Genomic DNA, 12,002 nt, shown 5'->3' on the forward strand with positions numbered 1-12,002 from the left:
TGATGATTGGCCGGCCGCCATTGCCGCTAAAGCGGGCGGCACTGTCCGTTGGTGGCCACGAGCTGGCGGATGGCCTCTTCGTTTCCTTCGAGCTTGAGCTGGGTGAGCATCTCTTCGGTGATCGGCTCGCCGTCGGGCGTGGTGGTCACCGGGGTGAAGTCCGACGGCGAGGGCTGCTGCACGGCGTTGCCGCCCGTGGGCAGGGTGGCAGGCAGGGGCCCGGCCGCCTGGACATGTCCGTCGCCTGCCCCTGGAACTGCCGTACCGTCGTCGGGAATTCCTGCCGACTGTGCGCCCTTGGCGGATGCCTGCGCCAGCAATTGGTCCACCCGCTCGTGGATCTGGTCGAAGTCCGGGTTGGTGGAAAAGGACGGGTCAAAGTCCGGCGGCCCGATGGTGAGCCGTTTGACGTCCTTGCCCCGTGCCTTGATGGCGAGGTCCAGGAAGCTGCCCAGCTGGGCGGAGGAGACGTTGGATTCCACCACCTTGGTTCCCGCGCTGGCAATGTCCTCGAACTTGGACAGCAGGGTAGTGGGATCGAGTTGCTTCAGCATGGCCTGCTGCACGCACTGCTGGCGCTGGATGCGGGAGTAGTCATCAACGTATTCGCGCGAGCGTCCGTACCAGAGCGCCTGGTCCCCGTTGAGGGTCTGGTCGCCGGCCGGGATCCAGCCGAGGGGCATCCCGTGGGTCTTGGTGGTTTCGTCGAAGTACCCGCTCATGGGAACCCACCCGCCCGCCTTGATCCGGATGCCGCCCATGGCATTGATCAGCGTGGAGAAGCCCTGCATGTCAACCAGGACGTACGACTGGATTTGCATGCCGAGCGTGCCGGAGACGGCCTCCATGGTTGCTTGTGCGCCTGGGTCCGCCACGCCGGGGTAAAGGTTGGCGTGCTCGTTGGTGACCTCTGTGTTGATGGCGTTGATGAGGCATTCGTCGCCGCAGTTGTAGCCGTCGGGGTAGAGGGCGCGCATGGGGGAGCCCTCGCTGAACTGCGCGTTCTGGAAGTTCCTGGGGACGGAAATGATGGCGGTCTGGCCGGTCTCAGCATCCACGCTCAGCACCGAGAGGCTGTCCGGCCGGCGGCCGGTGCGGTCATCACCTGCGTCGCCACCCATCATAAGGAAGTTGTAGCGGCCGTCCACCGGCTTGATGGCCGGGCCGGACGAGAAGATATTGCCGATGGCGTTGCGTCCCACGTTCAGCAGGTAGGCGGCGTAACCCATGGAGCCGCTGCCCAGGACCAGGGCAACCACCAGGGCGATGCCGACGGCGGGGCGCGCTTTCGGTGCCAGCAGGACGGGGCGGATCAGCCTCAGGGTGTTGAGGAACAGCAATGCCCAGCCGAGGGCCAGCGCGGCCAACAGGACCACCAGCACCAGCGACGTGACCGGATTTGTGACAATGCTGATGACCATGCTCCGGTCCAGTAACAGCAGGACCGCCGCCAGCAGCAGGATGGCCCACACACAGAGCGTGATGCGCAGCGCCGTCCGCCCCAGCTTCCGGTCGCCCGCAACTAGCTGCGCGCTGCCCGGTACCAGGAGCGTCAACAGGACCAGCACGAAGGCGCGCTTGGTACGGACCGGAGAGGAAGCGCTGACCGGGTAGCGGACGGGGTCTGTCAGGGACGCCCCGGGCCCGGTGTTGAGCACGCTGCTGCTGCTGGCCATGCCCGCCGCCCTAACGGCTGCCCCGAAGGGCGCCGGAGCCGTCCGGGAAGACTTCGCTTACTTTCTGTCGCAGGTTTGCGCCCTTGCGGGCGGCAACGGCGTTGAGGTCCGCGGCGAAGTCGAGGAGGTCAGCGCGGAGGGAGGCAGCGAGCTCGTCGGTACCCGACGCGAGCATCCGAACGGCCAGGAGCCCGGCGTTCCGCGCGCCGGCGATGGAGACCGTCGCCACCGGCACCCCGGCGGGCATCTGGACGATGGACAAGAGGGAGTCCATCCCGTCCAGGGTCTTAAGGGGGACCGGCACACCGATGACGGGAAGCGGCGTGACGCTGGCGAGCATGCCGGGCAGGTGGGCGGCACCGCCGGCGCCGGCGATGATCACCCGCAGGCCGCGTTCGTGCGCCGTCTGCCCGTACCGGATCATTTCCGTGGGCATCCGGTGGGCTGAGACCACGTCCGCTTCGAACGGGATGCCGAATTCGGCCAGGGCGTCCGCCGCGGCCTCCATGACCGGCCAGTCCGAGTCGGAGCCCATGACCAGGCCCACCAGGGGGCTGGTGCCGGATGCGGCGGGGGTGCTGTCGGCGCTCATGCCTTCTCCTCGAAAATCGCTGCAGGTTCTTCGGCGGATACCCGCCCGTCACGGATGATGCCGGCCACGGCCGTGGCCCGTCGGCGGACCGAGTCCACCTCCGCGGTGGAACTTCCCACCAGGTTGACGTGGCCGATCTTACGTCCCGGCCGTACAGATTTGCCGTAGCAGTGGACTTTCGCGGCGGGTTCGGCGGCGAGTGCCATGGGGTAGGCGGAGTACAAGTCCTGGTTTTGCCCGCCCAGGAAGTTCTTCATCACCGTCACCGGCGCCAGCGCATCGGTGGCGCCCAGGGGCAGGTTCAGGACGGCACGGAGGTGCTGTTCAAACTGGCTGGTGATGGAGCCGTCCTGGGTCCAGTGGCCGGTGTTGTGCGGCCGCATGGCCAGTTCGTTGATCAGGAATCCGGCTCCGGTGCCCGGCGTTTCGAAGAGTTCCACGGCAAGGACGCCGGTCACGTCCAGTTCGGCGGCGATGCGCAGTGCGGCGTCCTCAGCGGCTGCCGCCACCTCCAGCGGGATGTCCAGCGCCGGAGCAATCACCTCGTCGCAAACACCGTCCACCTGGATGGTGTGGACCACGGGCCAGGCCCGGGCTTCGCCATCGGGGCTGCGCGCCACGAGGGCGGAGAGTTCGCGGGTGAATTCGACTTTGGCCTCGGCCAGCAGGGGACTCATGGCGGCAAACCAGTCAGCCGCCTCGGCGGCCTCCTCCGGCGAGCCGACGATCCTGACGCCCTTGCCGTCATATCCACCGCGCGGGGTTTTCAGGACAACGGGCCAACCGGTTTCATCGCCGAAGCGCACCAGCGCGTCAACGTCGGCCACGGATGCCCAGGTGGGGTTCGGCAGTTCAAGCCGGTCGATGGCCGCACGCATGACCAGTTTGTCCTGGGCGTGGACCAGGGCGTCCGGTCCGGGCTGGACGTTGACTCCGGCCTCCTGCAGGGCGCGGAGGTGGTCCGTGGGCACGTGCTCGTGGTCGAACGTCATCACGTCCAGGCCCTTGGCAAAGTCCAGGAGCGTCTGCAGATCCTTGTAGTCGCCCACTGGAGTAGTGGGTACTGCCGATACCGCCGACACGTCGTCACCTTCGGCGAGGACGCGGAGTTCAAAGCCGAGTGCTGTAGCGGCAGGGGCCATCATTCGCGCGAGCTGGCCGCCGCCAACCACGCCTATCACTGGAAAAGTCACATATGCCAGCCTACCGAAGACGCGCCGGATCGACGCTTTTGCGGCCCGGTGGGGGACGGACATTTTCGCGGGGAGGGGTACCCGGCTCCTGCATCCGGGGGGCGCTGTAAGGCTTTGGGGCTAAAATGGTCCTTTGGCCGAGTGGCCCACAGTTCGTCACGGCCATGGAGGGTCATGTTTAGCACACTTGCAGATCGTATCCGGGGGCTCGCCTCACTCTTCTGGCGCGAGGTGGCCAAGTTTGGTGCGGTCGGCGGTGTCGCGTTCGTCATCGATAACGGGCTGACCTATTACCTGATGCACGGCCCCATGTCCGACAGCGAGGCGAAGGCCCGCTTTGTGGGAGCCACCGTGGCCACAGTCTTTTCGTGGGTGGCGAACCGGTTCTGGACCTTCCGCCACCGCCGCCAGGCCAACGTACTCCGTGAGTTCATCATGTTCGTGATCATCAACGGAATCGGCATTGGCATCTCTACAGGCTTCACCGCCCTGGCCAAGTACGGCATGGGCATCGACAACAAGAACCTGTTGTTCCTCGCCGGCGTGGTTGGCATCCTGGTCGCCACGGTTATGCGCTTCTTCGCCTACCGGTTCCTGGTGTTCAACCAGGAACTGGACCAGGAACCGGAGTTCTCCCACGACCACGAGATCATCGAAGCCCACCCCCACAAGGAGCGTGCGGGTGCCGCGGAACGCCCGGCACCGACTCCCGCCGACGGCGGCCCCCAGGCCTAGCCAGCTGCCGCTAGCTTCCGTGGATGCGTTCGTCGGCCATCAGTTTGTCGGTGATCGCCACATCGGGATGGGTCAGCACTATGGAGCCGCCCTGCTGCCATGCTCCCAGCGCATTCGCGAGTACAGCTTCAAGTCCGGCATCGGCAGGAACATGCAGCCTGGCGCCTTCTGTATGCGGCACGGCAAAACCGGTGATCAGGTCCTGATGCAGGACACTTCGCCCCTGGCTGGTCAGCACGGCGCGGGCCGACGGGTCAGGATCGGCGTGGGGCATGAACACGTCCCCGTGTAACCGCACCTCAGCGGCATAATCCAGCCAACCGGCAGGAAGGTCGCCGCCCCAGCGCATGGCGAGGGCCGGCAGGGCAACGGCAACGCCGGCGTCGTACTGTCCCTCGGAACCGGCGGGATTGTCGGTGGCAAGGAAGTCCGCCTGGCCGCCGTCGAGCATTGTTTCCAGTCCCAGCTGCCAGCCGGCCAGTGCCCATACCAGCGCTTTCCAGTGGGCCGGAAGTGCGAGCCGGAGCCGCATGCCCGGTTCTGCATCCAGTTCGTCCTGCAGCAGGTTGCTCGTCTTGGCCACCCAGTTGTCCAGGACCCGGCCCGACAGTTCCACCCGCTCCGAGTCGGGCCCGTACCAGGTCAGGCGTGGTGCCGTGGAGTTTCCGGAGCGGAGGGCGGCCGTGAGTTCGAGCGCGGGAATTGATGTCATGCGTTCATCCTGCCACTGTCCGAATTACCTGGATGCCAGGCTTACCTGGATGCCAGGCTTACCTGGATGCCCGGCGCCAGCCGCGGCGGCCAAGCCAGGGGAACTGGTAGTGATGTTAATCACCCGCATTGCTAAGTGTGCTTGCTATTTCTGCGAAGAGCAGGTATTTTCCCCGCTAACACGGGGGATTGGCGGCTTTCCTGCCGGGAATTACGGGCCAGACCCTTCCGCCACGCCGGGGCGGAAGGAAAACCCGGGCGTGGCGTGCGCAAAGTTCCCGGCTTCGACTGTCTATTATCCCGGCAACGGCTTGACTCGCCCTAGTTACACACGTGTAATTAGGTAACTAAAGCAATTGCGTAAATACCGGCACACAACCGAGTGTCCACGTATCCAGGCAGTCGCTGAACCATCAGGAGGGTCGCCGTGGGGCAAGCAGAGCGTATCCAGGAAGATGCCGTCGTGGCCGGTCAGGCAACGGCAAAGTACCGTGCGCGGGGGGTGCCGAGCGATTGGTACGTGGACCCCGCTGATCCTGATGCCGCGGAGCGGTACAACAGGAAATCCACCACTGTTCTTGAGGACCAGGGAACCGCGTTCCTCGCGGCACACGAAGCCCTCCTCGACGGCGGTGCTGAGCCGGAAGACGACCTGGATCCGCCTATGGAGCTGGCTGCGGCCGGCACCACCCAGCCGGTGTGGATCGGGCTGCCGCTGCAGCAGGAGTTCGACGACGAGGGCGAGCTGGGCTGGCAGACGGATGCTTTGTGCGCGCAGACGGATCCGGAAGCCTTTTTCCCTGAGAAGGGCGGCTCCACCCGCGATGCCAAGAAGGTCTGCGGTGCCTGCAACGTACGGTCGCAGTGCCTGGAGTACGCGCTGGCCAATGACGAACGGTTCGGCATCTGGGGAGGCCTTTCCGAGCGTGAGCGCCGGCGGCTTAGGAAGCGAGCAATCTAATTCTTCAGGATGTGCACGTCACTGCCGTTGTGGTTGCCCACAACGGCAGTGCCTATCTGCCCAGAACCCTTGCAGCTTTGGCGTCCCAAACCCGGCCCGTTGACCGTGCCGTGGGTGTGGACACGGGGTCCGGCGACGACTCCTACCGCCTCCTGCGGGAGGCTTTGGGGGAAACCGAGGTTCTCAGCTACCCGCGGAGCAAAGGCGGCATGGGCGCCGCCGTCTCCGCTGCGCTCGCGGAGCTGGTCCCCGTCCACGGGGACGGCGACGGTGGCAGGACCGAGTGGATCTGGCTGCTGCACGATGATGCCGCGCCCGCGCCCGAAGCCCTTGCCGAACTCCTGGGCGCCGTGGAGCGTGCGCCCTCGGTCACCGTTGCCGGCTGCAAGCAGCTGGACTGGCATTCGCCGCGAAGACTTATCGATGTAGGTCTTTCCACCAGCCGGTGGGCCGAGCGTCTGACCCTGATCGATGCCGATGAAATGGACCAGGGCCAGTACGACGGCCGTACCGATACCTTTGCCGTCAATTCCGCCGGCATGCTGGTGCGCCGGGATGTCTGGGACCAGCTGGGCGGCTTCGATCCCGCCCTGCCCGGCAGCGGAGACGACGTCGACTTCTGCTGGCGGAACCGCCTTGCAGGCCACCGCGTGGTGGTGGTTCCCGCAGCCCGGATGTTCCATGTGGCGCACCGTCCGCATGCCCTTGGAAACCCCTCGGCGGCGCGCAAGGCCCAGGTCCACTTGCGCCTGAAGCACAGCCCGCTCTGGATGGTGCCGGTCCACGGCATCGGTGCCTTGCTGGGCAGCCTCTTCAAGCTGGTCCTGAGCATCGTCGTCAAGGACCCTGGCCACGGCATTTCCCAGCTTCTCGCCACGTGCGCCGCGTTGGGCAGGCCGGGCGCCGTGGCCAAGGCACGCCGGACAGCCAAGCGGTCACGGCGCATCCGCCGGTCCGTCATCCGCAAACTCCAGACCCCCCGGCGGGAGGTGTGGAGCCACCGCCGGTCGCTGATGGAGGCGCTGGGATCCGACGGGTCCGGCGCTGACCACCTCGTGCAGGATCCGATGGCGAACCAGCCCACCGGTGACGCCGCGGACGACTTCGCAGCCCTGGCCACCACCAAACGCGGTTGGGTGGGCAACGGCGCCTTAGCCGCCGTCATCATCGCATCCGTGGCCTCCCTATTGGCGCTCACAGGTTTGTTCCGGGCCGGAGCGGTAACCGGAGGCGCCCTGCTTCCTGTCTCCGCGAGCTTGGGGGACATCTGGCATAACGCCTCCAGCTGGTGGATCAGTTTGGGCGCGGGCCTTCCCGGCCGCGGCGACCCCTTTGACTACGTGCTGTGGATCATCGGAGTCCTGGGCGGAGGGGACGCGAATCCGGCCATGGCCTGGCTGCTCCTGCTCGGTGCCCCGTTGTCCGGCCTCACCGCCTGGTTCGCGGCCGGCGGGCTGACTGTACGCCGCCGGCTCCGCCTCGTGGCTGCGCTCTATTGGGCAGCCGCTCCCGCACTCCAGGCCGCACTCAACCAGGGGCGGGCAGGCGCGCTGATCGCGCACATCATGCTTCCGCTGGTGGTCCTGGGCCTGCTGCGGGCTACGGGCTCCGCGGTGGGCCACGGCCGGTTCAACGCCGGCGCATCAACTGAACGCAACTCCACCGAACAGCCCCCGGCCAAGGCGGGGATCAACGGCCTTCCCTCGTGGACGGCCGCGGCAGCTGCGGGCCTGGCCCTGGCTGTCACGACCGCGGCCGCCCCCTCGCTGCTGATCCCGGCCACGGTGGTCATCGTGCTCTGCGGCCTGCTGCTGGGGCGGCGCGGGCGCACCGTGTGGTGGGCGCTGTTGCCCGCCGCCGCCTTGTTTATCCCATTTTCCCTCTCCACACTCGACCGGCCGCGTGCCATCCTGGCTGATCCCGGATTGCCGCTGGGATTCGACGCTGCCCCGCTGTGGCAGCAGGTCCTGGGCCAGCCACTCTCATTCGACCCCGCAGCCGGGCTTCAGGGACTGGCCGCCTTTGCCGGCGGTGGCGTGCCCTGGGCGCTCCTGCTCGCATTGCTGATCGCGGGGCCGGTGCTGGTCCTTGCCATCGTGGGACTCTTCAGTGCACGGCGTCGGGCCCGGATTGCCAGGTGCTTCTGGATCGTGGCTGTTATTGCCCTGGCCGCCGGCTGGTTCGCCAGCCACCTCGCCACCGGCTTCAACGCCGGCGTGCTGGTCACGCCGTTCACCGGACCTGTGGTGTCTGCCGTGTCCTTTGCCCTCCTTGCGGCGGCAATCCTCGGATCCGAGCAACTCCTGTCCACGGCGGACCGGGCGTCGGGCACCGGGACGAGGACTGGAAGGGCAGCGCGCGCAGGGCTGGCGCTGGGCCTTGTGGTGGTGCTGGCCGGACCGCTGGCCGGGATGGCTGCCTGGTCAGCGCAGAACATGTTGCGTCCGGCGGGGACTGCCGCCACCCAGGCCACTACACCCCTGGGGAGCGCTCCTGCCGCCGCGGCAGCAGGTTCCGGAACCGGGGGAGAGCTGGGCACGCCGCGCCTTGTGGAAGCCTCCACGGGGCGCTCCCTGCCCGCCACCGCCGTCGACCGGGGGACCGGGCCGGAACAAACACGGACCCTGCTGCTCAGCACCGGAGAAGACGGAACCTTCAGTGCGTCGCTGATGCGTGGGGCAGGCACCACCCTGGACAGTCTCTCCGCCATCGCCTCTGCACGGAACATCATCGGCGCGCCGGGTGCCGAAGAGGTCCGTGGCGACGACGACGTCACCGCGGCTGTCCGCCGCGTGGTGGCCACCCTTGTTGCTGGGCAGGGTGTGGATCCGCGCACCGACCTGGAACAGCTCGGGGCTGGATTCGTGGTGCTCCGGGCAGCGGACACGGCAGCCCAGCTCACCGCCAGCCGGATGGACGCAGTTCCCGGCCTTGTGGCCGTAGGACAGACCGACGTTGGCTGGCTCTGGCGCATCAGCCCACTGAACCAGCCGGTCCTCCAGGCTGCTGAAGTGGCCCATCGCGTCCGCATCGTGGATCCGCGTGGCGCGGCCACCGCTTTGGTCGCCTCCGGAACCGATGACGTCAACACCGCCGTCCCTGCGGGGCCGGAAGGCCGGCTGGTGGTACTGGCGGAGCGGGCCGACCCGGGGTGGAGTGCCTGGCTCGACGGCCGGAAGCTGACCTCCACCACCGACGGCTGGTCCCAGGCCTTTACGCTTCCAGCGGCGGCCGGCCAGCTCACCGTCCGCTACGAGAACCCGTGGTCGTTCTGGGCTGCCGCTGCCCAGATCACGGTGATCGGACTGACTGTCATCCTGGCAATCCCCATGCCGGCCCGGCGCCCGCGGACCGGTCTCTCGCGCGACGAGGGCTCCCTGCGTAAGGAACACCAACATGCATGAGCAGACCCCACCCGCCGGCATTCCTTCCGCCGAGGCGGGGAAGCAGCCCCAGGCCGGGGAAACGGCGCCAACGGGCGGCGAAGACAGCAAAACATCCAGCCGCGGCGCCAGCCGTGTGACAGGCGGCAAGGGGCGGGCAGCGTCCGTGGCTGGAATTGCGGCGGGCGTCCTCATCCTTGCCGGCGCAGGGGCCCTGGTGGCCGGAGGGTCGCTGATGGCCGCGCCCGCGTCCAGCCGGACCGTGCCGCCCGCGGAAGCAGCCGTCCCGGCGGGAGCCAGCCTTGGTGTCTGCCCCGGCCCCGCCCGGCTGCTGGAGGGAACCGGCACCGGTACCGACGCCCAGTTCCGGCCCGAGTCCGCTACTGCGGCGACCAGGGTCAGTGCCGCCGTGCTGAGCGCCGGAGGTGTGCTCCCCGGCAGCCGGCTCGCGCACCTGGACGGAACAGCCGCCGTCGAGATTTCCAAGGATCCTGGTCCGGCACCGACGGCCGCAGCCCCCCAACAGCTCCTGGCGGGAGTTGCAGCCGACCGGTCCATGGACCAGGTAAGTGTCCTGAGCGCCAAGGCCGTAGCCAACCAGAATGCGTCGGCCGCCGCCGCCATGAAATACACGGCCAGTGACGGTGACCTGCAGGGAAGTGCTGCTGCCACGTGCGGGAAACCCTCGAACGACCAATGGCTGGCGGGTGCCAGCACCACGGTCGGCCGCACCTCCGTGCTGGCACTCACCAATGCCTCCAGCACCCCTGCCACGGTGAGCCTTGAACTCTTTGGTTCGGGCGGTCAGGTGCAGGCGCCGGGCAGTCGCGGCCTGCTGGTTGCCCCGGGCACCACCCGCAGCGTGGTCCTGGCCGGCCTTGCGCCCAACGAGCCGAGCCTCAGCGTGCACGTTCGCAGCGCCGGCGGCCCGGTGGCCGCATCCATCCAGCAGAGCGTGCTGCGTGGCCTCACTCCGGGCGGCGTGGATTTCATTGGCCCCGGGACTGCCCCTGCTGTCCGCCAGATCATGACGGGCGTGGATATCCAGGACCCCGCAGGCACTGCGGCCCTGACGGCCCAGGCCGCTTATAAGGATGCCGGCCCGGCCCTCGAGCTCACGGTTCCCGGCGCCTCCGATGCGGTAGTGGAAGTCAAGCTGTATGGACGGGATGGCCAGCGCGCCCTTCCGTCCGGCGGCGTCATCACCGCGAAGGCCGGATCCACCACCGAGGTCTCCCTGGCCGGTGTACCCGCCGGCCAATACACCGTGGCGGCCTCATCTGACGTCTCCTTTGTCGCCGCGGCGCGGATGGGGCGCGGGCTCCGGGCAGGGCAGCCATCCGATCTGGCCTGGGCTCCTTCGGCCGTGCGGCTTGGCAGCCAGCACGTGGTTCCCATCCCTAAGGGCGGCCTCCGCCAGCTGGTGTTCGGGGCGTTGGACGCCAGGGCCACCATCACGTATGCACCCATCACTGCCGATGGAAAGGTGCGGGCAGCCGCCACCGCCGACATCGCTGGTGGCACCACCGCGACCATTACCGTCCCGGACCAGGCCGAGGGGGCCGACGTCGTGGGCTATGTGGTCTCCGCATCCGGCGACGCCGCCTACGGGGCGGTTCTGGTGGGCCAGGACGGACGCAACGACGTCTCGTCCCTGGCGTTCCTCGCTGCTGCGGCCGGCCAGGAAACAGTCCCGGTCACCTTGGGCTACTAGGCCCGGTGTTCAGTAGCGGCGGCGGTACACGGGGTCAAGCGTCTCCGGCGCGACACCCAGCATCTCCGCCGTGTGCTCCACCACCACGTCGTGGACCAGGTCCTGGAGCTCTTCCACGCTGGAACAGGCCTGCTCCACCACCCGCCGGTACACCGTGATCGTGGGTCCTTCCTCTCCCGCAGCGGGGGTATAGGCGCCCATGGGTGCAGGGGCCGCGTTGGCGGCCAGCTGTTCAAGGTCCGGCGGGATTTCATCCACGCCAAACATGACGCCGTCGAGGGTCTTGCCCCAGATGTCGTGCAACCGTTGGGCGGAGTCCAGCACCATGTCGTCAAAGCGGTCGCCGCGGGTCCGGTAGCCCGGATGCGTGGGCAACATCACCTCGCCGCGAAGGCCGCGCCCGTGCCGGTTCCGGCGGCGCCTGAAGAAACTCCTGCCGGCGGTCTCCACACCCGTTGCTGCGGGGGCATCCGGGTCAGCCAACCGGACCGAAAAACCTGATTCATGGTTCGATGACTGCATACATCGACTCTAAACCCGGGCGGGGATTTACGCGATACATCCGCCCGGCGGCGCCGCGCGCCTCTGCGTAGGCCCCGCAATGCGCAGTTTTTGCCCGGCGAAGGGGTAGTCTGTGATGTCGTGGGAGCTATCCGTCAGTGTTCAAGGTCTGCCTGCCGCCAGTCGGCGGTAGCCACCCTGACGTACGTATATGCAGACTCCACGGCAGTCCTGGGGCCGTTGGCCACCTACGCCGAACCACACTGCTACGACCTCTGCGAGCAGCACGCCGATTCGTTGACGGTTCCCCGTGGCTGGGAAGTACTCCGCCTGGCAATGCCGTCCACTCCGCAGCAGCCTGGGCCGGATGACCTGCTGGCCCTGGCAAATGCCGTCCGCGACGCCGCGGCCCTGCCGCCGGAGGCGCAGCCGCCCGCCCAACGGGGCCACCATTCGGCATTGGAAGCCCCGGCAGGCACTGAAGGGGTACGCCGGGGCCACCTGCGGATCCTTCGCGAACCTTCCTGACCCGTATC

General features: G+C 67.8%; 10 protein-coding genes. 5 read left to right on the forward strand and 5 right to left on the reverse strand.

What is annotated here, in order from left to right; translation table 11 throughout:
- Positions 1-26: 26 nt before the first annotated feature.
- The 3 genes from LFT44_RS05760 to LFT44_RS05770 are packed head-to-tail and all read right to left on the reverse strand — an operon-like array spanning position 27 to position 3,413.
- Positions 27-1,676 carry an LCP family protein gene (locus LFT44_RS05760; RefSeq protein WP_236801624.1) on the reverse strand — a complete coding sequence of 550 codons (1,650 nt, stop codon included), beginning with the start codon at positions 1,674-1,676 and terminating at the stop codon, positions 27-29.
- Between the two features lie 10 nt (positions 1,677-1,686).
- Complete coding sequence (gene purE, locus LFT44_RS05765; protein ID WP_236801626.1) at positions 1,687-2,268, reverse strand: 5-(carboxyamino)imidazole ribonucleotide mutase; 582 nt, start codon at positions 2,266-2,268, stop codon at positions 1,687-1,689.
- On the reverse strand, positions 2,265-3,413 hold the full coding sequence (locus tag LFT44_RS05770; RefSeq protein WP_236802807.1) for a 5-(carboxyamino)imidazole ribonucleotide synthase: 1,149 nt from the start codon (positions 3,411-3,413) through the stop codon (positions 2,265-2,267). Before LFT44_RS05770 ends, purE begins: the two co-directional genes overlap by 4 nt.
- A 222-nt stretch (positions 3,414-3,635) precedes the next feature.
- On the opposite strand from LFT44_RS05770, the gene LFT44_RS05775 reads away from it, so the two are divergent.
- Positions 3,636-4,196, forward strand: a complete 561-nt coding sequence (locus LFT44_RS05775; RefSeq protein WP_236801628.1) for a GtrA family protein — start codon at positions 3,636-3,638, stop codon at positions 4,194-4,196.
- Between the two features lie 10 nt (positions 4,197-4,206).
- Here LFT44_RS05775 and LFT44_RS05780 read toward each other — a convergent pair whose 3' ends face one another.
- Entirely contained in the window at positions 4,207-4,908 is a 702-nt protein-coding gene (locus tag LFT44_RS05780) for a TIGR03089 family protein (protein ID WP_236801630.1), read from the reverse strand.
- A gap of 426 nt (positions 4,909-5,334) precedes the next feature.
- Between LFT44_RS05780 and LFT44_RS05785 the strand changes: the two genes are divergently transcribed.
- From LFT44_RS05785 to LFT44_RS05795, 3 genes are read left to right on the forward strand one after another with little or no spacing between them, the layout of a single operon-like run.
- On the forward strand, positions 5,335-5,868 hold the full coding sequence (locus LFT44_RS05785; RefSeq protein ID WP_236801649.1) for a WhiB family transcriptional regulator: 534 nt from the start codon (positions 5,335-5,337) through the stop codon (positions 5,866-5,868).
- A 29-nt stretch (positions 5,869-5,897) separates the two neighbouring features.
- Positions 5,898-9,272 carry a glycosyltransferase family 2 protein gene (locus LFT44_RS05790; RefSeq protein ID WP_236802808.1) on the forward strand — a complete coding sequence of 1,125 codons (3,375 nt, stop codon included), beginning with the start codon at positions 5,898-5,900 and terminating at the stop codon, positions 9,270-9,272.
- Positions 9,265-10,965 carry a DUF5719 family protein gene (locus tag LFT44_RS05795; RefSeq protein WP_236801651.1) on the forward strand — a complete coding sequence of 567 codons (1,701 nt, stop codon included), beginning with the start codon at positions 9,265-9,267 and terminating at the stop codon, positions 10,963-10,965. Before LFT44_RS05790 ends, LFT44_RS05795 begins: the two co-directional genes overlap by 8 nt.
- A 9-nt stretch (positions 10,966-10,974) precedes the next feature.
- Here the strand turns inward: LFT44_RS05795 and LFT44_RS05800 are convergent, their stop codons facing one another.
- Complete coding sequence (locus LFT44_RS05800; protein WP_236801657.1) at positions 10,975-11,487, reverse strand: metallopeptidase family protein; 513 nt, start codon at positions 11,485-11,487, stop codon at positions 10,975-10,977.
- 120 nt (positions 11,488-11,607) lie between these two features.
- Here LFT44_RS05800 and LFT44_RS05805 point away from each other — a divergent pair, with 120 nt between their 5' ends.
- On the forward strand, positions 11,608-11,994 hold the full coding sequence (locus LFT44_RS05805; RefSeq protein WP_236801659.1) for a DUF3499 domain-containing protein: 387 nt from the start codon (positions 11,608-11,610) through the stop codon (positions 11,992-11,994).
- Positions 11,995-12,002 lie beyond the last annotated feature (8 nt).

It is taken from the genome of Arthrobacter sp. FW306-05-C, from assembly GCF_021801725.1.
Taxonomy (GTDB): Bacteria; Actinomycetota; Actinomycetes; order Actinomycetales; family Micrococcaceae; genus Arthrobacter.

What these genes read in the sequence shown, in the direction of transcription:
- LFT44_RS05760 (WP_236801624.1), bottom strand. Translation starts at nt 1,676, where the DNA reads ATGGCCAGCAGCAGCAGCGTGCTCAACACCGGGCCCGGGGCGTCCCTG.
- purE (WP_236801626.1), bottom strand. Translation starts at nt 2,268, where the DNA reads ATGAGCGCCGACAGCACCCCCGCCGCATCCGGCACCAGCCCCCTGGTG.
- LFT44_RS05770 (WP_236802807.1), bottom strand. Translation starts at nt 3,413, where the DNA reads ATGATGGCCCCTGCCGCTACAGCACTCGGCTTTGAACTCCGCGTCCTC.
- LFT44_RS05775 (WP_236801628.1), top strand. Translation starts at nt 3,636, where the DNA reads ATGTTTAGCACACTTGCAGATCGTATCCGGGGGCTCGCCTCACTCTTC.
- LFT44_RS05780 (WP_236801630.1), bottom strand. Translation starts at nt 4,908, where the DNA reads ATGACATCAATTCCCGCGCTCGAACTCACGGCCGCCCTCCGCTCCGGA.
- LFT44_RS05795 (WP_236801651.1), top strand. Translation starts at nt 9,265, where the DNA reads ATGCATGAGCAGACCCCACCCGCCGGCATTCCTTCCGCCGAGGCGGGG.
- LFT44_RS05800 (WP_236801657.1), bottom strand. Translation starts at nt 11,487, where the DNA reads ATGCAGTCATCGAACCATGAATCAGGTTTTTCGGTCCGGTTGGCTGAC.